Consider the following 21,518-nt stretch of genomic DNA (forward strand, 5'->3'; position numbering starts at 1 on the left):
CTGGAAGCGGGCTTCGCTTTTGTCGTGGTGGTCTTTGCCTTGCGAGTCGTCACGCTGTTTCCCCTGTCAGTTGAGTGGGTTCGTCTGCTCTAATCGATCCGAGCGTTTCACTTCTTCGGTTGAGTTTGCGGGTCAGGCTTACACGAGCGGCCGCCATGTGTGGCCATCGCGTGCGAGCATCGCATCGCTTTCCGCCGGCCCTTCGCTGCCCGCCGCATAGCCATGCACGGGCACTGCGCCGCCCTTCGGATGCAACACGTCCTCCACCACGGCCCAGCTAGTCTCGATGCTATCCGCACGCTGGAACAGCGTCTCGTCGCCGAGCATGCAGTCATACAGCAGCGTTTCGTAACCAACGTTTGCGCGTTCCGCGAAGAAGTTGCTGTAGTCGAACGACGACTGCACCGCGCCGAGCTGCATTACCGGGCCCGGCACCTTGACGTTGAAGTCGAAGCTGGTGCCGTGCGCAGGGTCGATACGCAATGTCAGCACGTTCGGCACGAGTTGATCGACGGGTGTGTCGCGAAACAGGCGGTACGGTACCGCTTTGAGCTGCACGGAGATTTCCGTGCGACGTAGCTTGAGGCGTTTGCCCGTGCGCAGATAGAACGGCACGCCGGCCCAGCGCCAGTTGTCGATGAAGACGCGCGCGGCTGCGTAGGTTTCGGTCGTGCTGTTGGGCGCGACGTCCTGCTCCTCGCGATACCCCACGCCCGCTGGACCCTTTTCGTACTGACCGAACACGACGTCGTCGGGATGCAGCGGTTTCATCGCGTCGAAGATATCGGCCTTCTTGTTGCGCACGCTTTCGGCATCGAAGGAATTGGGCGGCTCCATGGCAACCATGCCAAGCAGCTGGAACAGGTGATTGGGCAGCATGTCGCGAAACGCGCCGGTCTGCTCGTAGAACTGGCCGCGCGCTTCGACGCCGATGGTTTCCGCCGCGGTGATCTGCACCTGATCGATATACTCGCGCCGCCAGATCGGCTCGAACAGCGCATTCGCGAAACGCACCGCGAGGATGCTCTGCACAGTGTCCTTGCCGAGAAAGTGATCGATGCGATAGATCTGCGATTCCTGCGCATACGTGAGGATGTGCGCGTTGAGATCGCGCGCCGAGGCGAGATCGGTGCCGAACGGCTTCTCGATGACGACACGCCGGAACACGTTGTCGCCTTCCTTCAGCAGACCGGCCTTGCCGAGCCGTTCGACGATCGGCTTGAAAAAACGCGAGCTAACGGCGAGATAGAAAATCACATTGCCGCCGCCCGCGCTGTCGATCTGCTGCTTGAGTGTGTTGAACACATCGTCGGATTCGAACTCGCCGGCCATGTATTGCAACCGCTGCGCGATCCAGTTCCATGCGGCATCGTCGAGCTTGCCTGCGTGGAAGGTGCTGGCCTTGTCGGCAGCGAACTGGTCGAGCGACTGCTTCAGGTCTTTCGACCACGCCGCCGTTTCCATTTCGCCGTGATTCACACCGACGATCTTCATGCCTGCATCGAGCAGGCCATCCACCGCGAGGTTGTACAACGCCGGCATCAACAGCCGTTTGGTCAGGTCGCCGCCCGCGCCGAAGATGACCAGCGTGCAGGACGGCGCGGGGCGTCGGCCGGCCGCGGCGGGTGGCGTCACTGCGTCAGTGGAGGAAGAAGCGGATGTGTTCGGAGTGGTCGTCATGGGAAGCGCCTGAAGAAGAGTCGGACGGGCAGCACAGGAAAGACAACACCCGGACCCGCACAGTTCAAAACAATCCGCAAAACGCGCCGGCGTCAGCGTGCTGTCGCATCGCCGCCAGGCGCGTGCCTACTTCATTTCATTGCCACAGCCACATCGGCACCGGACATCACCGGCAAACTGCCCGACGCAGCCGCTGCGCGTGGTTGTAGCAATAACGCGACCAGCCCGCTCCAGCCGGTCTGATGCGATGCGCCCACGCCGCGGCCGTTGTCGCCGTGAAAGTATTCGTGGAACAGCAAGAGGTCCTGCGAACGCGGATCGGCTTCGAGCAGCGGGTACGCACCCATCACCGGGCGCCGGCCGTCCTTGTTGCGCAGGAACAGCGTCGTGATACGGCGCGCGAGTTCGTCGGCGATCTCGCTCAGCGAGAACTTCTCGCCCGAGCCGGTCGGATACTCGACGCGAAAATCGTCGCCGTAATAGCGATGGAATTCGTACAGCGATTCGATCAGCAGATAGTTGACCGGCATCCACACGGGCCCGCGCCAGTTGGAATTACCGCCAAACACGCGCGAATCCGATTCGGCCGGTAGATACTTCGCACCGAAGCTCTGGCCGCCATACTTGAACTCGAACGGCGCGTCGCGATGCACACGCGACAGCGCACGCACGCCGTGATCGGACAGGAATTCGGTTTCGTCGAGCGTACGACGCAGCAGTGCCTTCATGCGGTGCCCGCGCAGCAGCGACAGCAGCAGGCTGTTGCTCTTGCCGGGCTGGTCCCAGCGCGAGACGAGCCGCGCAAGATCGGGCCGGTGTTCGAGGAACCACACGAGCCGCGCGCGCAAGCCGGGCAGATCGCCGTGTAGTCGTTGTTCCAGCACGTGCACCGCGAACAGCGGAATCAACCCGACAATCGAGCGGATACGCAGCGGAATGCTCGTGCCATCGGTCAGCCGCAGCTTGTCGTAGAAGAATTCGTCGGCGCTGTCCCACAGGCCCGTCTCGGAGTCGTCCTCGCAGCTGACGGCCTCGGCGATGTACAGGAAGTGCTCGAAGAACTTCACACCGATATCGACGAACACGTGGTTCGCCACGGCCAGTTCGAGCGCGATACGCATCAGGTCGAGCGCATAGGCCGCCATCCAGGCGGTGCCGTCGGCCTGATCGAGATGGCCGCCGGTCGGCAGCGGTGCCGAGCGGTCGAAGATGCCGACGTTGTCGAGGCCGAGAAAACCGCCCTGAAAAATATTGCGGCCGTCGGCGTCCTTGCGGTTCACCCACCACGAGAAATTCAGCAGCAGCTTGTGGAACACCAGTTCGAGAAAATCGCGGTCCGCCTTGCCGGTCAGCGCGCGGTCGATTTCATAAACGCGCCACGCGGCCCACGCATGCACCGGCGGATTCGCGTCGCCAAAAGCCCACTCGTAAGCGGGGAGCTGTCCGTTCGGATGCTGGTAGCGGTCTTTGACGAGCAGCAACAACTGGCGCTTCGCAAACGCGGGATCGATCAGCGCAAACGCCGCCGCATGAAACGCGAGATCCCACGACGCGTACCACGGGTACTCCCACTTGTCCGGCATCGAGACGATGTCAGCGTTGCACAGATGGCGCCAGTCCGTATTGCGCCCGTGCTTGCGACCAGCGGGCGGCGCGGGCTGCCCAGGGTCGCCCTCGAGCCAGCGCTGCACGTCGAACTGATAGTACTGCTTCGACCACAGCATCCCCGCGAGCGCCTGGCGTTGCACGAGCCGTGCGTCGGCATCGGCGATTTCATGTTGCAACGCTGCGTAGAACGCGTCGGCCTCGGCGAGGCGTTGCGTGAACAGCGCATCGACGTCGAGCGGCGCGTCATCCGGCGCCGACTCCGGCCGCCAGCGCATGAACACGACCGCGCGACCGTGCGGCCCGAGTTCGAGCGGCACATGCGCCGCAGCGCGCGTGCCCGAATCGTTACGTACCGCATGCGTGTCGCCCTGCACGATCCAGTCGTTGAAGCCGTCCTTGAACGGCCCTGTGCCATCCGTGCCGAACAGGCGCTTCACATTGGTCTCGTTCTCGCAGAAGCGCCAGTCGGGCACGGCGCCGTCCGCGTCCTTCGTCCATGCGGTGACGACGATCGTGTCGTGCCCCTGCTGGCGACCCGTCACCTGCACGTTGCCCTGCGCGTTCACGCTCTTGACCAGCGATGGCTTGTCCTGCTGTCCTTTCCACGACCATTTGTTGCGGGCCCAGATCTGCGGCAACAGATCGATCGAGGCCGCCTGATCCGCGCGGTTTTCGACCGTCACGCGCATCACGATGTCCTCGGGGGTGTGCTTCGCGTACTCGACCTGCACGTCGAAATAACGCTCGTCGTCGAACACACCGGTGTCGAGGATTTCGTATTCGGGCATGTCGGCGCCGCGGCGCGCGTTTTCCTGAATCAGGTCGTCGTAGGGAAAGGCCGCGTGCGGGTACTTGTAGAGCATGCGCATGTACGAATGCGTCGGTGTGCCGTCGAGGTAGAAGTACAGCTCCTTCACATCCTCGCCGTGATTGCCCTGCGCGTTCGTGAGGCCGTACAGACGCTCCTTGAGAATCGGATCATGGCGGTTCCACAGTGCAAGTGAAACGCACCAGCTGAGCGTGTCGTCGCCGAAACCGGCGAGGCCGTCCTCGCCCCAGCGGTAGGCACGGCTGCGGGCGTGATCGTGTGGAAAGTAATCCCAGGCGGTGCCGTTCTCGCTGTAGTCCTCGCGCACCGTGCCCCACTGGCGTTCGCTCAGATACGGGCCCCAGCGTTGCCAGCGCGGACAGTCGTGCGAATGCAGACGGGAGCCTTCGATAGTGTCGAGCAGATTGGCGGCGCGCAACGGTGGCATGGATATCCTCGTGCTAGGCCCGGACATCGGGACCCACATCGTAGCGCGGTTTGCCGGAGACCGCGTTTTTACTGGGCGCCAATGCCAGTCCCCAGCCCCTATGCGGGCCCCAGCAATTTTTCGAGCCGCAGCAGCTCGCCCATCGACCACGCCTGGAACGGTGTGCCACCAGGCGTATGCGGCGCATCGCCGCCGGCAACCTCCGACACATGATCGAGGCCCGCTTCGTCGAGATGCGCATGCAGCGGTGCAACAAAGCCGGCGTACGCCTCGGCGCGGCTCACGTCGGTGACGCCGTGCACGCGCAGCCACGCCTCGACGAACGGCCCGATCAGCCACGGCCACACCGTGCCCTGATGGTAGGCGCTGTCGCGTGCGAGTGGATCGCCGGCATAGTGGCCGCGATAGGCCGGGTCGGTTGGTGCGAGCGTGCGCAAGCCCAGCGGCGTCAGCAGATGCGCTGCGACCTGGTCGACGACCGCGCGCGCCGACGCGCCTTCGAGCAGCGCAAACGGCAGGCCACCCACCGCAAAAATCTGGTTCGGCCGCAACGAGCGGTCGACGGTGCCGGGCACGTGATCGACGTCGACGACATCGAACAGCGCGCCGCTCGCGGGATCGACGAAGCGCTGCGCGAACGCAGCCGTTGCGCTCGCAAGCAACGACTGCCACTGCGGATTCCACGCTGTTGCAATGCGCAACGCGTTGATCCACAGCGCCTGCACTTCAACCGGCTTGCCAATGCGCGGCGTGACGACCCAGTCGCCGACCTTCGCATCCATCCACGTGAGCTGTACCCCAGGCACGCCGGCGCGCAACAGGCCGTCGCGATCGGCAGCGATGTTGAAGCGCGTGCCGCGCGCGTAGCCGGTGAGGATCGCGTCCACGGTGTCCTGCAGGCGCTGGCGCGTCGCCGCCGACGCAACGCCGGTCGCAAGATAGTCGTGTACCGCGACGACGAACCACAGTGAGGCATCGACGGCGTTGTACTCCGGCGCGCTGCCGTAGTCGGGGAAGCGGTTCGGCAACATGCCTTCGGACAGCGTGCCGACCCATTCGAGCAGGATCGATTCCGCTTCCTCGTAGCGGCCGGTGGCAAGCAGCAGGCCGCGCATCGAGATGAACGTGTCGCGGCCCCAGTCGGTGAACCACGGGAACCCGGCGACGATCGTGCGGCCGGTGTTGCGCGCGACCACGTAAGCGTCGGCGGATCGTTGTAGACGGGAGCTTGCGGAGGCGCGGCGTTGCTGTTCGGTAGTGGCAAGGGCGGCGGCATGTTGCGCTGCGGTTTGCGTAGTTTGCGCGAGCGGCAAAGCGTTCGCAGCGGGCGCGGCCCGCAGGATCATCACCGCCGGGCCCGCAGCGAGATCGAACGAGAACACGCCCGGCGTCGCCAGGTCTTCGCTGAAGTCGAGCCCACGCTCCTGTTCGCGCAGATAGCAGAAGTTGCGGTACCAGTCCGGCGCGTGCGCGTAGGTGCCGTTGCTCGACGCGACGATTACCGGCAGATCGCCGTAGGGCTGCCAGGCCACCTGCTCGCCTTCCACGTGCGCCGCGAAATTGAACGCGGGGTTCTCATGGTGCAGTGCGTGATAGTCGCGGCCCGACAGCAGCGGCCTGACTTCGAGCCGTAGCGCACCTGACGTTAATGCGGCATTGGTGGATTCGAGTCGCCAGCGCAGCACGGTCTCGCAGGTCGCCTTCGCGACGAATACCTCGGCCACGAGCGTCGTGCTGTCGTCGATACGGATACGCCACGTCGGCCACGGTTGCGTATCGAAACCGAGCAGGTTCGCTGCGATGTCCGGATAGACCACGTCGGAGCCGTAGCGCTGCATCGTCAGCGGATGACGCTGTCCGTTCACCTCGAGCCACGCTTCGACGCCGTTCACCAGCACCACGCGTCCAGATGGCGCCTGCGCGGCGTCGCGCGCCGCAAGCAGCAGCGCCTGATAGCGGCGCGTGCGCGCGATGCCGACCGTGCCCGAGGCGAAGCCGCCGAGGTTGTCCGCTTCGAGCCATTCGTCCTGCAGGCGGTGTGCGTCGAAAGGCGAGGTGAACTGGGTCATGGATTGGGATTGGCCGAAAGGTTGTCTGCACCGCTCATGAAATGGACAAAGCCGTCGACCGGTTCGCGTGTGCTGACGAGACCGTTCTCCGGCTGCGACGGGTCAGCATAGCCGAGGCTCATGCCGCAAACCAGCATCTCAGTGGCGATCGCACGGCCGCGAGAAATTCTTCCCAAAAGCTTTCTTATTACTTTCGAAAAACAGACGTTACGAGTGGTTACGAATCACTCGCAAACGTTTCACAATTTTTTCTTCAATGCATTGGAGACTGCATGCGCACACCGCCTGACTGCTTCAATCCACGAGGATGCCCAGATGAACGGAGACGCTCTTTCGCGCGCAACCCCGGTTGCGCTCGCGCTCTTCGCGGCCGTTGCGCTGACCGCCTGCAGTCCCGACGACGCCGGCAGTGCGTCGGGTAATACGCCGGTCAACGCGGCTACTAACGCAGCACCACAGCCCACACCTGCCAGAAGCGATACGCAGCAAACACCCGTGGCAGCCGCAACCCCCGCTGCCCCGCCAAGCTGGTCCACAGCACTCGACGCACCACCCGGCAACAGTTCCAGCAACGACACGCCCAGCGCGATCCTCAGCGCGCAAGCGAGCCTCGCCGCAGACAGCAAGCAAGTAACCCCCGTCATGCACTTCGCGCCTGGCGACAACAGCAATTGATCAGTAGCGCGCCCCACGCGCTATCCTTTCCCCCGAGAAGAAGGTGATAAGCAATGACCTCGAATAGCCGCCGCCGTTTCCTTCAAACCGTGGCATCGTCGGCGGGTGCCGCTGCCGCGATGACCGCGTTGCCCGAGTCGATCCGTAACGCGCTTGCCATTCCCGCCGCGTCGCGCACCGGCACGATCAACGATATCGAACACATCGTCGTGTTCATGCAGGAGAACCGTTCGTTCGATCACTACTTCGGCCATATGCGCGGCGTACGTGGTTACAACGACCGCTTCCCGATTCCGCTGCCGGGCGGCAAGCCGGTGTGGTATCAACCGTCGAAGGAAAATCCGGCCCAGCCGGTGCTGCCGTTCCACCTGAACACGCAGACCACGAGCGCGCAGTGTATCGGCGACCTCGACCACAACTGGTACCCCACGCATTCCGCGATCAATAACGGCGCGTACAACCAGTGGCCGCAGTACAAGACCGACATGACGATGGGGTATCACCTGCGTAGCGACATTCCGTTTCACTACGCGCTCGCCGATGCCTTCACGGTCTGCGATAACTACTTCTGCTCGCTGGCAGGTCCGACGCACCCGAACCGCTCGTACCTGATGACCGGCATGATCGATCCGACCGGCACGCACGGTGGCCCGCTGCTCGACAACAACGACTTCGTCGACGGCGATGCGCCGCCGAAGTATCAGTTGCTGTCGTGGACGACGTACCCGGAACGCCTGCAAGCCGCGGGCATTTCGTGGCAGGTGTATCAGCAGGGCCTGACCGGTGACGATCCGATCAACGGCAACTACGGCACGAACGTCCTGCAGAACTTCACGCAATTCATCAACGCGCAGCCCGGCACGCCGCTGTACGAGCGCGCGCAGACCGTGCGTACGATCGCCGATCTGAAGTCGGACGTGCTCGCCAACAATCTGCCGCAGGTGTCCTGGCTGTGCCCGCCGGCCGCGTTCTCCGAACACCCGAAGTACACACCGCTCTATGGCGCCGAATACACGTCACAGATCCTCGACGCGTTGACGTCGAACCCCGAGGTCTGGAGCAAGACCGTGCTGTTCATCATGTACGACGAGAACGACGGCTTCTTCGATCACATCGTGCCGCCGCAAGCACCGTCGAATAGCACGCAGGGCAAGTCGACAGTGACCGTCGATGGCGAAATCCATAACGTCATCAACCCGTCGGGACGCGGAGGCACCTACACCGTCGACAACCTGCCGTTCGGTCTCGGACCGCGCGTGCCGATGACGGTCGTATCGCCGTGGACCAAGGGCGGCTTCGTCTGCTCGCAGGTGTTCGACCATACGTCGGTGATCCGCTTCATCGAGCAGCGTTTCGGTGTAGAAGAACCGAACATCTCGCCGTGGCGTCGTGCAGTGTGCGGCGATCTGACTACCGCGTTCGACTTCCGCACACCCGATGCAAAGTTGCCGCCGCTGCCCGACACGAGCAACTACATCAACGAAGCCAACAACCAGTGCTCGTCGTTGCCGCCGCCAACCGTGCCGGCCACACCGGGCCCGATCGATCCGCAGGAACCCGGCATCCGCTTCGCCCGTGCGATTCCGTACGAACTGCATGTGAACGGCCACGTCGACACGCGCGCGAACAGCTTCGTGATCGAGTTCGGCAACACCGGCAAACAAGGCGCGCACTTCTACGTGTACTCGACGAACCGTACCGACGGCCCGTGGCGCTACACCGTCGAAGCCGGCAAGTCGCTCAGCGAGACGTTCGATCTCAGCACGACAAACGGCGCTTACGCGTTCATCGTGTACGGCCCGAACGGCTTCGTGCGCCAGTTCGGCGGCGATGTGTCGGCCCAGCAGACGCAAGGCCATGGTCACAACCATCCGGCGCATCCCGAGATCAAGGTGCATTACGACGTCGCGAACGGCAATGTGTTCATCCGCTTTGCGAATCACAGCGAAGGCTTCGCACGGCTGACGGTGGTCGACAACGCGTACGGCGCATGGCCGCGCCCCGTGCTGCTGCCGCCGGGCGTGCAGATCGAGGAACCGTGGATTCTCGCGTCGAGCCATCACTGGTATGACCTGACTGTGACTAGCAGTAGCGATGCAAGCTTTATCCGTCGTGTGGCGGGTCACGTCGAGAACGGCCGGCCGAGTATTAGTGATCCGGCGGCGGTTGCGCCGGTTAGTACGGCGCTCTGAGTGAGGTAGGTGCAGGAACTGCCGCTCCTGCAGGGTGATTCGAACCCCGCACGTGGATTCTTATCTGCTGGCCACGTGTTCGAGTCACGTACGGCCTACTAGAGGATTCAAGGGCTTAGCTTCGGCTAGGCCCTTTTCCTTGCTCCGCAAAATCTATTTCGCTCCATGCCCTGGTGAAAAGCGAATACTGCTTAATAGACTAGCTACCTGGCTCCTCACAGGCGCTACACGGGTGCAAAATCTCTCCAGCCGTGTCCACGCGATCAAAGCGAAAGCCCCTCGCGGGGATAAGTCGAACTGGAATTCACGCATCCTGAAAAAGTCCTTCGGGGAATGACTCTGTCGATCAAAGACAGCGTGGTGGGCGACCGTCGGAGCGTCAAGCGGATTGAGCCTGGCCACGCCACCTCTCAGGCGCCGGCCTCCAGTCTTTCAGGCTGCTCGTTCGCGCGATCCCCGAATCGGTCGCCCATCGACGAAAGTTCCTTTGTGAAGGTTGCGAGGAGGACATCGGAATCATCGACGAAGTCTGTTAGCCGGGTGGATGCGACTGCCGTGTGTTTGCTGGCAAGTAATGCCGCGTTTGCGATGCTCGCGCAATTTGGACAATTGAAGCTTGACGATGTGGAATGCCGCTTTCACTTAATTCGGTACGGAGCACTCGATGTTTCGCGCGCACATGAAGCAGCCAGTTCGCGTGGTAGTGATACTGCGATGTGACTTAGTACCGAGCGCAGCGCAGCGTTAGTCGTCTCCTTCTGTCGGTCCTCAGGGCCGGTTCTTTTTGGCACATCGTGGATGTCGATAAGAAACAGACCATCGACAGGGCTGCCTATCTCATCGACAATTGATCCCCGTTTCGCCAGCAACGTCTAGCGACGTGGAGAGGATGAGTATTCGCTATCTTTTAACGTAGCGGTACCAACCCATTTGAATATATATCCGTGAGTTGTATCTTGATCTACTGCGCCTTCATTTGATATGCCTTTAACAGTCTTTCGCGGGCTTGCCGCTCTCCTCACATTGCTAACGCTCTCGGGCTGCGCATTCCATGAAACTCCGTATGTAATGTACGAGGGGACGCCGGAGCTCTCGAGTACTACCGTATTCGTGGCACTCGACGACAATCAACCAGAGTACACCGTCATTGGAACGCGGCTGATCGATGGTAAAGAACCCTCGTGCTGGCAAGTCGGCTGCCCTATTTGGGTTCGCCTCTTGCCCGGCACGCACAAGTTCGTCGTGCGCTTCGCTACGGGTTTTGAATCGGCGCCGCCCCTGATCAAATATTGGCAAACGGACGTGAAGATCGAGGTTAAGGACATGATGCCGCGGCACGTGTACGTCGCGCGCTACAAGAGAACGACCGAAGGTTTAACAGTGCTTGTCGAGGATCTTGGAGAAAACCCGGAGTTCGGCGTCTGGATTGGCCTTAAAGGTGTTAACCGCAAGTATCATCGGGTCAGTTTTTAAAGTATCACCGACTTGCTCGTTAAGCGGGCCAGATGCCCAGACGGGCTTGCATGTTTTGGTACGACCTCGATGGGAGCCTTCCGATCGTGTCGGACGGTAGTCGGCCAGGATGGGATATCCGACGACGTTGCACCGATCGCTAACGGTTTCGGATAAATTTTAGAAGAAATTCTGTGACGATATATTCATTTTGTCCGGTGTTTGTATCTATCAACGGCCACAAAAAACTTGCAAAGCAAAATATATGAAAAAAACGATCCTTTTCTTGCTGCTCGCGTGCATTTATGTGAATTCCGCTTTAGCACAAGTGCTCAAATACGACAGTGAAGCGGAACTGATGGGGGCCGCTGCCACTTCCCCGTCGTCCACCGGCGAGATTCTTGTACGCCTCGTTGGCAAATGCGGGACCTATGATGATTCGCTACGTACCTCTGGCGACCAAGTGTTGCGTTCGTGGCAAGAACGCCATCATGCCTATCTGGATGAAAATCGAAGAGTCCGGACGCAGCTTGAGGCAATGTACACCACACCTGAAGCTCGCAACAAATTCGAAGATATGATGGAAAAACAGGTTCCCGCTTTGGTAGATAAACAGTATCAAGTATATGCGGCGATGATTGACGCAACGTCGGATCGTTCTGGAAAGGTGCAATTGTGCAACTCATACTTTCAAGCAATTTCGGCGCAGAAATTTGATCTGAAGGTCAACGATCCTACACTTGCAGCCTACCTCGATAAACGTATTCGAGGGCGTTCAAAAACGAAGTAATCGTGATTCTTGAAAACTTTGTAGAGTACCACCCATGGTGGAATGCTAGCCATGACACGCTACTCAACATCAATGCGTATCCCCGTGATTTTGAGCAGCAGGGGCTGCTGGTTTAAGAAGGGTTGGGATGTTCATTTCGACTCGGCCCCTTGGTTCGGATATCGATGATGGAATACCCCGCGCTTGCTGTAAACGAGCTGGTTGACCGTATCGCTGATCTCCACGGAAAACCCGTCGCAGTTGTCGGACTGCTAACGTTTGAGTTTGAAAATATCTCTGTTGATCATTACCCTAAGGCGGAACGTCGCAATGACACCTACGACGTTGGGTCGCCATGTAACCCCTCGAGCATTTGGCTTGCATTTGGGGCCGGGAGTATGCGACCGAGCGAACGGGTACTTTCGAGTTGGAACGGAAAGCGAGTGAGAGTTACAGGGATCGCCTACGGTTCAAGAGGCGCCATGGGGTGTGGGCATTTAGGAGGTTGGGCCTGTGAGATCGAGCCTTACTCGATTGAGCGCGTGTTCTGAGGCCGTGTACGGGCTACTCAACGCATGCGAAGGTGTTGGCTCCTTCTTTCGAGAAAACAAGAATCCGTCAAGTTGCCGCGTAGCGATCCCGAAGGGCCTGGACCTGGCGGCCACGAGATCGTCTTCAGGCGCGGAGCGGAAGTGCATGCGGTTGGCGATGATTCCCACGCCGAGCGCGCCAGCGTCAGCGCGCTACTCATTACCGGGCAGGCGGTCCGAAAGGACCACGAGTAACTCGCTTGTACGCTGATGATCCGGTGTATGACAAAAGCATACAAAACGCAAATAACGTACAAAAGTGCAGAAAACGGCATCTCTGGTAGAAAGCGTAGCTCAGTGACAGATCCATGTACGTTATTGGACAATGTTCGCTAAAAACGTACACGTCAAAAAAACGTACAATCAGCAACAGCTTTGTCCGCAACCTTTGACTCGACTCGGACTGCCCGTTCGCGTGCGTGGTCGCTTCATTCAAAGTCAATGCGCGCCACTCGGCTCGCGGGCCGTTAGTGCGCTGCTGGATCCGCCGGTACCATCGCCCAACCCCGGCGAAATCGCCTCAAGCGTCAACTGGCTCGTCTCGATCCTCAGCGCGAGGATCGCGATGCTCAACAGCACCAGCGCACCGCTCACCATCGTCACCACACCGGTCACCCCGAAGTGCGTATAGAGCACGATCGCAACATACGGTGTCGACATCGACGCGGCGCGTCCACAAGTGCCGGCAATACCGGTGCCGCGCAGCCTGTGCGTAGTAGGAAAGAGTTCAGGAATGTAGCCGAACAGGCCGAGCGTGCAGACCGTATAGATAGCCGTCACCAGCGTAAAGCCCACGATCGAGATCGCCGCCGGCTCGCGCATCTGCACATACACGTAGCTGAGCGCGACGGTCACGGCCGAGAACAGCACAAGCCCATTGCGCCGACCGATCCGGTCCGCAGCAAAATAGCCGACCACGGCACCCGCTGGCGCGCCAAACGACATCAGCAGCACGAAGCCCAGCGACTGCACGATCGTCAGCCCTTCCTTCACGAAGAACGTCGGCAGCCACGCGACGAAACCGTACAACGACATATTGATCGCCATGCAGGTCAGCGCCGCGACCAGCGTGCGACCGAGCATGCCGCGCGTGAACAGCGCCGAGATCGGCGCATGCGGCGCCGCGTGGCTCATCACGTGCGCGACCGGCGGCAGCACACCGACCTGCGCCGCGACTTCGCGTTCGATCGCCGCCACGGTCGCTTCCGCCTCGTCCAGCCGGCCGACGGTTTCGAGCCAGCGCGGCGATTCCGGCATCCGGTGCCGCAGCACCCAGACGATCAACGCGCCGATACCTGCGATCGCAAACATATAGCGCCAGCCGAGATGCGGAATCACCCAGTAACCGATCGCAGTCGCACCGAGCAGCCCCGAGTTGATGATCAGCGCAAGCAGCGAAGTCCAGCGTCCGCGCGAGGCTGGCGGCACGAACTCGCACAGCGTACCCGCTGCAACGACCAGTTCCGCGCCGAGCCCGACGCCCATCACGAAGCGCAGCACGATCAGCCAGTAGATGTCCGGCGCAAAACACGCTGCAAGCGACGCAAGACCGAAGATCGCGAGATTCGCTTGGTACGAATAACGCCTGCCGAAGCGATCGCCGAGATAACCCGACAGCCCCGCGCCGATCATCATGCCGAGGAAGGTCGCTGAAATGAAGAACGAGCCGAGCCGCAGGTCGGTGAAGCCGCTCTTCACCATCGCGGCCAGCGAGCCGTTGGCGAGGTAGATATCGAACGCATCGAGGAAAGCGCCCGCACCGATCAGGCCGAGAATTTTCCAGTGAAAACGGCTGACAGGCAGCCGGTCGAGCCGGGCGCCCGAATTGACGATAGCCAAATGTGTCTCCGATTGGTTCTATCGACGGCAACGTAGCGGACCCGTGCTTTCTCGCGATGCACTTCGGGGCGAACTGGGCGGCGTCGAACTGGGTTGATCTGCAGTGGGAGCTTGCGCCCGCCGAAACGCCAGCGGAATTTGCTTTTTTGGAAGGGCTCGTTCAGGCGCTGCGAATAGCCGCGATCGGATGCGTTCAGACGCGCGATCGGGTTATCGAAGCACGGGTTTTCCCGCATCGAACGGTAGGTCCAGCACGTGTGTCAGCTATCGCTGCTCAACAGCATATCGATCAGCTTGCGGGAAAATTGCGGCAGGTCGTTCAGGCTGCGTACGCAGATCTTGAGCTTGCGTTCGGCCCACGCATCGTTGAGCCGGACAATCGCGATCCGCATCGTCGTCGCGTGTCGCAGCGCGACCGATTCGGGCACGATGCCGATCCCGACACCGGCAGCGATCATCCGGCACGCCGCTTCGAAATTGCCGACCTGGATGCGCAACTTGATGCGCCGTCCAAGCGCATCCGCGGCAATCGTGATGAACGAGTGAATCGCGCTCGATGTCGGCAGGCTGATGAAGTCGTCGTCGAGTGTCTCCGAAAAATCGACGGACGTGCGTTGCGCGAGCGGATGACCAGGCGCTGCGACGAGCACCAGCCTGTCGTCGCGATACGGCAGCATCTCCAGATGTCCGGCATCGACGTTGCCGGCGACGATGCCGATATCGGTCGCGCCGTCCGCGACGCCTTTGACGATCTCGCCGCTCAGCACTTCGCGCAGCTCGATGTTGACGTCGTGATGATCGCGCAGGAACTGGCTCAACACCGCCGGAAGAAACTCGCTGATCGCGGTCGTATTCGCCCAGATGCGCACGTGCCCCTTGATGCCCTCGCCGAAATCCTGCATGTCGGCCGCAAGATGTTCGACGCGCTCCAGCACGAGCCGCGCATGCCGCACGAACGATTCGCCGGCCGGCGTCAGCGTCATGCCCTGGCTCGTGCGATACAGCAGACGAAACCCCAGGTCCTCTTCGAGATTCTTCACGCGAGCGCTCGCGGCCGGCGGCGACAGATGGCAGCGTTCGGCCGCGCGCGCGAGGTTCTTCGTGTCGGCGAGGGTGACGATCAGATTCAGGTCGACGAAATCGACGTGCATGTCGGTAGATAAAGGCGGCATCGAAACGATGGACATCGATATTAACCGAGTGTGCGCTATACGTTTGGAAATGCGCCCTTCCACCGAGGCCGCGCGCGTGGCCCGTGTCTTTCATGTCTGCCCGCTATACCCACTGCCGGCTGCGATGCGCTGCGCCTTCAGGATCACCGGCAGATCGACCATCTTGCCGTCTACTGCGACGGCCGAGCCGCCGCTTGCCTGCACCGCTTGCAGCACGCGCGCCGCCCACGCTTTTTCGTCGTCGCTCCAGACAAAGGCGCGATGCACCGCGTCGATCTGCTTCGGGTGAATGCACAGCTTGCCGCCGAAACCGAGGCGCCGGGCGCGTCGCGCGTCGGCCTCGATCGCGGCAGGATCGTCGAGTACGGTCGACGGGCCGTCGACGGGCGCCTCAATGCCCGCGAGCCGCGACGCGAGCACGATCTGCGAGCGAAAGAACAGCAGCTCGTCGCCGTCGCCTTCGATATTCATGTCGATCTGGAAATCGAGTGTGCCGAATAGCACGCGTTGTACCTTCGTTACTTCGCACAGCGTCGTGACGTGGGCCAGTCCGCGCGCGGTTTCGAGGATCGGCAATACGGAGAGCGCGGGATGCGCACGCGCCGCGACCGCGTCGATCTGCTCGCGCGTTTCCGCTTTCGGCAGCACGATCCCCGCGACACCTGGATGATCGGCCAGCGCGGCGAGGTCATCGGCAAACCATGGTGTATCTGCTGCATTAATCCGCACGAACGCGGGCCGCGCGGGGTCCAGGTGTGCGAGCACGCTATCGCGTGCGGCGGATTTCTGGTCCGGCGGCACGGCATCTTCGAGGTCCAGGATCACTGCATCAGCACCCGCCGCGCGCGCCTTCTCGAAACGCTCCGGACGATTGCCGGGCACGAACAGATAGGAACGCGCGCTCATGCCGCGGCCGGGATCGACACCGCGGACTGCGGCGTGCCACCGAACAGCGCGCCGACATGCGGCGCCGTGGCCACGTTCCACGCGGCAGCAAGCAACTGCGCCGCTTCAGCGTCTGTCGCAGCGCCGGAGAACGCCGCAAGCTGGCGAAACTTCGCGTCGATCTCGCCGCGCGACAACGTATTGCCCGGATCGCCTTTCGGTTCGTCGACGCGACCCCGCAGTGTCCGACCGTCGCGCGTAAGCACACTGACCTTGCCGATCCAGCGAGCCGGATAGGCGCGATCGACTTCGTCGTCGAGCGCCATGCGCACCTTGTCGCGAAACGCGACGATATCGCCGGCCGAGAAATCGCGCTCGAAATCGTTCACGCCGGCCCGGCCACGATACGCAACGAGACCCAGCACCGTGCCCATGTTGAACTTCGCCTGATGGACGGTGACGGGTGTGTGCACCGGACCAAGCACATCGAGCGCACCCTGATGCACATGCGCCGTCACCTGGACGATGTCGTCCGGTTCGAGCCCGTGTTCGGCGATCACCGCAAGCAGCGCGTCGGCGGCCGGGTGCGTATGCCGGCATGCGGCGTGGTACTTGAACGATGTCTCAATGGTGGCCCAGCGCTCGCCAAGGCGGTCGGTAAGACGCGCTGGGTCCGCATCCGTCGACATCCCCGCAGCCATCCCCTGCGCGCCCTCCAGGATATGCGTGGCGCCCTTGAAACCGTCGGCCGCGAGCGTCGCGGCCATCACACCGTTCGCAGCCGCCATCGCGGTGTGGAGTTGCTTCGAATCGGCGGCGTCGCGCAGGAATTCCCATAGGCCGCTTGCCTGCGTGCCGGCCGAACCGAACGCATCGAGCATCTGTTCCGGCGTAAGCCCGAGCAACCGCCCGGCGGTCGCCGCGGCGGCCACTGTGCCTGCCGTGCCGGTCGTGTGGAAAATCTTGTAGTGCGAGCGCCCGAGAAATTCGCCGATCCGGATGCCTGTTTCGTAGCCCGCGACGACTGCCGCGATAAACTCGCGGCCCGACGCATTCGATGTCTGCGCAAGCGCAAGTGCAACCGGAAACACAACCGCCGCCGGATGGAACACCGACCCGTTGTGCACGTCGTCCTGCTCGACGAAATGCGAGGCGGCCGCATTGATCATCGCGGCGAAGTAAGGTGTCGTGCGCGTGCGGTCGATCAATACTTCTGCCGTACCTGCATGCTCACCCGCGCAAGCGCCTGCCGCGCGCGCGAACCGCGCAACGCTCTCGACCGGCCGCGCGCCCTTGCCCGCGAGCGCCGAGCCGAGCCAGTCCACATACAGGTTCACCGTGCGCTCCACAACCTCGTGCGGAATCGCGTCGAAGCGCAGTTGCGCGGCAAAGGTTGCGAGCGTGCGGCTCGGATGATCGCTCATGTCTTGATCTCCAGAAAGTTCAGATAGCGCCGGCTGCGCGCAACGCGTCGATCTGCGCGGACGTATAGCCGAGCTCACCGAGTATCGCGTCGGTGTGTTCGCCGAGCGCGGGCACTGCGTCCATGCGCGGGTCGACGGTATTAGGCACACCGGGTGGCAGCAGTGCGGGTACGTCGCCGGCCGACGTACCGACGGTGCGCCAGCGTTCGCGTGCCTGTAATTGCGGATGCGCCCATACATCGTTGAGCGTGTTCATCTGTGCATTGGCGATACCGGTACGATCGAGCCGCGCGATCACATCGGCGGCACTAAGTGTCGAGAACGCGTCGACGATCACGGCGTGCAGCGCGTCGCGTGCGGCGGAGCGCTTCGAATTCGTGTCAAAGCGCGGATCGTCGGCAAGCGTTGCGGCTTCGAGCACCTGCTCGCAAAAGAGCTTCCATTCGCGCTCGTTCTGCAATCCGAGCATCATGGTCTTGCCGTCACCGGCCGGAAATGGACCGTACGGATAGATCGTAGCGTGCGCAGCGCCCGACAGCGCAGGCGGGCTCTGTCCATCGATCGCGTAGTACAGCGGATAACCCATCCATTCCACCATGCTCTCGAGCATCGACACGTCGATGCGGCAACCCTTGCCGGTACGTCCTCGCAGCAGCAGCGCATTGAGGATGCTCGCATACGCATGCATGCCTGCCGCGATGTCGGCGATAGAACAGCCAGCTTTTGCGGGCGCACCCGGCGACCCTGTGATCGACAGAAAACCCGACTCGCTCTGGATTAGCAGGTCGTACGCTTTCTTGTCGCGGTACGGACCGTCCGCGCCATAACCCGAGATGTCACAGATAATCAGCCGCGGATAGCGCTCGCTGAGCGCGGCGTAGCTAAGTCCGAGCCGCTCCGCCGCGCCAGGCGCGAGGTTCTGCACGAGCACGTCCGCATCGGCGACGAGCGCGTCGAGAATTTTGCTTGCGTCTTCATGCTTCACATCGAGCGTGAGACTTTCCTTCGAGCGGTTCACCCACACGAAATGCGACGCGAGGCCGTGCACGCGCTCGTCGTAACCGCGCGCGAAATCGCCCGAGCCGGGGCGCTCCACCTTGATGACGCGCGCGCCCATGTCGGCGAGTTGCCGAGTGCAGAATGGCGCGGCGATCGCGTGTTCGAGCGTGATGACCTTGATGCCGTCGAGCGGTCTTGTCATGTCGTCGGCCCTCAGAACGAACGCGGCAAGCCGAGAATATGCTCGGCGACGTACGAAAGAATCAGATTCGTCGAGATCGGCGCGACCTGATACAGCCGCGTCTCGCGAAACTTGCGCTCGACGTCGTACTCGCACGCAAAGCCAAAGCCGCCGTGAAATTGCAGGCAGGCGTTGGCGGCTTCCCATGATGCATCCGCGGCAAGCAGCTTCGCCATGTTCGCCTGGGCGCCGCATGGTTCGTGCGCATCGAAACGGCGCGCGGCCTCGAAGCGCATCAGGCTCGCAGCCTCGACGTTGACGAACGCGCGCGCAATCGGAAACTGCACGCCCTGGTTCTGTCCGATCGGCCGACCGAACACGATGCGCTCTTTCGCGTAAGCGCTGACCTTGTCGATGAACCAGTAACCGTCGCCGATACACTCGGCGGCAATCAGCGTGCGTTCCGCATTGAGTCCGTCGAGTATGTATTTGAAGCCCTGCCCCTCTTCGCCGATCAGGTTTTCCGCGGGAATCTCGAGGTTGTCGAAGAACAGTTCGTTGGTCTCGTGATTGACCATGTTCAGGATCGGTTGCACGGTCATTCCGTGGCCGATCGCTTCGCGCAGATCGACGAGGAAGATCGACATGCCTTCCGATTTCCGTGTGACATCGGCAAGCGGTGTCGTACGCGCGAGCAGGATCATCAGGTCCGAATGCTGGACGCGCGAGATCCACACCTTCTGTCCATTGATCACATAACGGTCGCCACGACGCTCGGCGGTGGTCTTGATCTTCGTCGTGTCGGTGCCGGTGGTCGGTTCGGTCACGCCCATCGACTGCAAACGCAGCTCACCGTTCGCGATTTTCGGCAGATAGCGCTGCTTCTGTTCGGCCGAACCATGGCGCAGCAGCGTGCCCATGTTGTACATCTGGCCGTGGCACGCACCCGAGTTACCGCCCGCACGATTGATCTCCTCCATGATGATCGACGCCTCGAGCAAGCCGAGGCCTGAGCCGCCGTAGTCTTGCGGGATCAGCGCAGCGAGCCAGCCGGCCTTCGTCAGCGCATCGACAAACGCTTCCGGATAGCCACGCGCCTCGTCGATCTTGCGAAAATATTCACCGGAGAATTGCTGGCAGAGATCGCGCACTGCTTCACGGATGTCCTGGAACTGGTCTGAGTGAGTGGTTTGCATGGCGGGTTCGGAGGGAATTCAGGCAAGCGTCGCCGACGCACGCATCGTCAGATAGCCGCCGTGGTCTTTCGCCCACAGCTCGACGCCGCGGCCATCGGCCGACGGCTTGCCGCACACGCTGAACGGCTGCGGCGCAAAGGTCGGGCGCAGCGCGCGGTACGAAAACGTCGACAGCGTTGCATCGGGCAGCTCGCGGCGCACGAGGTCGACAAGCAGTGTGGCAATCAGCGGGCCGTGCACGATGAGGCCAGGATAGCCCTCTTCCTGCGTGACGTAGGGATAGTCGTAGTGAATGCGGTGACTGTTGAACGTCAGCGCCGAATAGCGGAACAACAGCACCGGATCAGGATGGATGACGCGCGAGAACGTCTCGTCGGACGGCGCGCGGGCAGGTCCCTTCTGTGACTCATGAGCCTCGGCGGAAGGCGCCTCGCGATACACGAGGTCCTGCTCTTCTTCGATTCTCGGCTCGCCGTTCACCTCGATCTCGTGCCGCACGGTCACGAATACGAGCCGGCCCGTGCGCCCGGTTTTGTCCTCGATATTGACGATGGTCGACGTGCGCTGCGCAACGTCGCCAGGCTGCAGCGGTGCGTGGAACGTAACCCGGCCGCCGGCCCACATTCTGCGCGGCAATGGAACGGGCGGCAGAAACTCGCCGCGCTCGGGGTGGCCGTCCGCACCCGCAGTAGCGAGCGGCGAGACTGGCAGAAAGTACAACCAGTGCCACAGCGGCGGTACATCCTGCGTGGGCTGAGCCGTCTGCGGATAATCCAGCGTCGCGGACAACGCCGCGAGCGGAAATGCGGTCACGGTATCGCGGCAAGTCTCGGTCCTGTCGAGCCATGCATCGAGCTTCGCGGTGGAATCGGACACGTTGGGGTCTCCCGTTGGCGGTGGTCGTCAGCCTCAACTATGGACCCGAACGGCGTTCGCTGCGAAGTCGCGAATCCCGAATCGGGGCTTCGGGATTCGTTAATGCGGCGATCGCCGCGCACGATGCGCCTGCAGAACATCGACCCACGGCTGGGGCTTTTATTCGCCGTTATTCTTGCTGATTCACTGCCTGAAATTGAATCTGGCAATGGAATTATTTCGAATCTTATTTCGATCGAGTGACAAAGTGACAAAGCGCTACAAGGGGGTATTACATTCACTCCCATTCAGGTTATGCGAGTTGTCACGTTAAACCGCATAAATTACATTTCTCCACTAAAATTCTTTGAAATTCCTTTCAGCATGTCGTAGCATTGAAAAAAACAAAGCCGGCAGTTAGCGGAGAGACGCAGGTCGGAGGGGATTCCAGCGACATGTGATTCCATTATGCGAATTAGCGTAATGCATTCATGCATGTTTGATTCACCCTTAAATTTTCTTGCTCATTTCATCAATTCCGAACGTCGTTAATTCCGAATCAGGCAATTAATCGGAATTCCCACTTTTCATCGCAGATACACGTAGATGTGTACCTGCGGGGATACCTATCGCTCATCAGGTTTAGCGAAACCGGGAATATGCATTATTTGCTCCT

At 61.5% G+C, this 21,518-nt stretch carries 15 protein-coding genes; 4 read left to right on the plus strand and 11 right to left on the minus strand.

Annotation, left to right across the window (positions count from 1 at the left end; translation table 11 throughout):
* Positions 1 to 138: 138 nt before the first annotated feature.
* The 4 genes from zwf to M0D65_RS22480 form a co-directional block, all read right to left on the minus strand.
* A complete protein-coding gene (zwf, locus tag M0D65_RS22465) occupies positions 139 to 1,680 on the minus strand; it encodes a glucose-6-phosphate dehydrogenase (RefSeq protein ID WP_091012192.1) in 1,542 nt (513 codons plus the stop codon).
* Between the two features lie 131 nt (positions 1,681 to 1,811).
* A complete protein-coding gene (locus tag M0D65_RS22470) occupies positions 1,812 to 4,544 on the minus strand; it encodes a glucosidase (RefSeq protein ID WP_266254625.1) in 2,733 nt (910 codons plus the stop codon).
* Between the two features lie 98 nt (positions 4,545 to 4,642).
* Entirely contained in the window at positions 4,643 to 6,613 is a 1,971-nt protein-coding gene (locus M0D65_RS22475) for an amylo-alpha-1,6-glucosidase (protein ID WP_266254626.1), read from the minus strand.
* A complete protein-coding gene (locus tag M0D65_RS22480; RefSeq protein ID WP_266254657.1) occupies positions 6,610 to 6,735 on the minus strand; it encodes a hypothetical protein in 126 nt (41 codons plus the stop codon). The genes M0D65_RS22475 and M0D65_RS22480 overlap by 4 nt, the downstream gene beginning before the upstream one ends.
* Positions 6,736 to 6,928: 193 nt before the next feature.
* Between M0D65_RS22480 and M0D65_RS22485 the strand changes: the two genes are divergently transcribed.
* The 4 genes from M0D65_RS22485 (at position 6,929) to M0D65_RS22500 (ending at position 11,722) form a co-directional block, all read left to right on the plus strand.
* Positions 6,929 to 7,288 carry a hypothetical protein gene (locus tag M0D65_RS22485; protein WP_266254627.1) on the plus strand — a complete coding sequence of 120 codons (360 nt, stop codon included), beginning with the start codon at positions 6,929 to 6,931 and terminating at the stop codon, positions 7,286 to 7,288.
* 53 nt (positions 7,289 to 7,341) lie between these two features.
* A complete protein-coding gene (locus tag M0D65_RS22490) occupies positions 7,342 to 9,480 on the plus strand; it encodes a phosphocholine-specific phospholipase C (protein WP_266254628.1) in 2,139 nt (712 codons plus the stop codon).
* A gap of 1,110 nt (positions 9,481 to 10,590) precedes the next feature.
* A complete protein-coding gene (locus tag M0D65_RS22495) occupies positions 10,591 to 10,953 on the plus strand; it encodes a hypothetical protein (RefSeq protein WP_266254629.1) in 363 nt (120 codons plus the stop codon).
* Positions 10,954 to 11,197: 244 nt separating this feature from the next.
* The gene (locus M0D65_RS22500; RefSeq protein ID WP_266254630.1) at positions 11,198 to 11,722 is read left to right on the plus strand and encodes a hypothetical protein; all 525 of its coding nucleotides are present in this window, start codon (positions 11,198 to 11,200) and stop codon (positions 11,720 to 11,722) included.
* Positions 11,723 to 12,729: 1,007 nt separating this feature from the next.
* Here M0D65_RS22500 and M0D65_RS22505 read toward each other — a convergent pair.
* The 7 genes from M0D65_RS22505 to M0D65_RS22535 form a co-directional block, all read right to left on the minus strand.
* A complete protein-coding gene (locus tag M0D65_RS22505) occupies positions 12,730 to 14,130 on the minus strand; it encodes an MFS transporter (protein WP_266254631.1) in 1,401 nt (466 codons plus the stop codon).
* A 260-nt stretch (positions 14,131 to 14,390) separates the two neighbouring features.
* Positions 14,391 to 15,281, minus strand: coding sequence for a LysR family transcriptional regulator (locus tag M0D65_RS22510; protein WP_266254654.1), 891 nt, complete (start codon positions 15,279 to 15,281; stop codon positions 14,391 to 14,393).
* A gap of 111 nt (positions 15,282 to 15,392) precedes the next feature.
* The gene (locus tag M0D65_RS22515; protein WP_266254632.1) at positions 15,393 to 16,208 is read right to left on the minus strand and encodes a CoA ester lyase; all 816 of its coding nucleotides are present in this window, start codon (positions 16,206 to 16,208) and stop codon (positions 15,393 to 15,395) included.
* Positions 16,205 to 17,611 (minus strand): MmgE/PrpD family protein, encoded by a 1,407-nt coding sequence (locus M0D65_RS22520; RefSeq protein ID WP_266254633.1) that lies wholly within the window; start codon positions 17,609 to 17,611, stop codon positions 16,205 to 16,207. The genes M0D65_RS22515 and M0D65_RS22520 overlap by 4 nt, the downstream gene beginning before the upstream one ends.
* A gap of 19 nt (positions 17,612 to 17,630) precedes the next feature.
* The gene (locus M0D65_RS22525) at positions 17,631 to 18,812 is read right to left on the minus strand and encodes a CaiB/BaiF CoA-transferase family protein (protein WP_266254634.1); all 1,182 of its coding nucleotides are present in this window, start codon (positions 18,810 to 18,812) and stop codon (positions 17,631 to 17,633) included.
* 11 nt (positions 18,813 to 18,823) lie between these two features.
* Positions 18,824 to 19,987, minus strand: coding sequence for an acyl-CoA dehydrogenase family protein (locus tag M0D65_RS22530; RefSeq protein WP_266254635.1), 1,164 nt, complete (start codon positions 19,985 to 19,987; stop codon positions 18,824 to 18,826).
* A gap of 18 nt (positions 19,988 to 20,005) precedes the next feature.
* Positions 20,006 to 20,863 carry a MaoC family dehydratase N-terminal domain-containing protein gene (locus M0D65_RS22535; RefSeq protein WP_266254636.1) on the minus strand — a complete coding sequence of 286 codons (858 nt, stop codon included), beginning with the start codon at positions 20,861 to 20,863 and terminating at the stop codon, positions 20,006 to 20,008.
* Positions 20,864 to 21,518: the final 655 nt, after the last annotated feature.

Origin of the sequence: Paraburkholderia sp. CHISQ3 (genome assembly GCF_030464945.1) — a bacterium.
Lineage (GTDB): Bacteria > Pseudomonadota > Gammaproteobacteria > Burkholderiales > Burkholderiaceae > Paraburkholderia > Paraburkholderia megapolitana.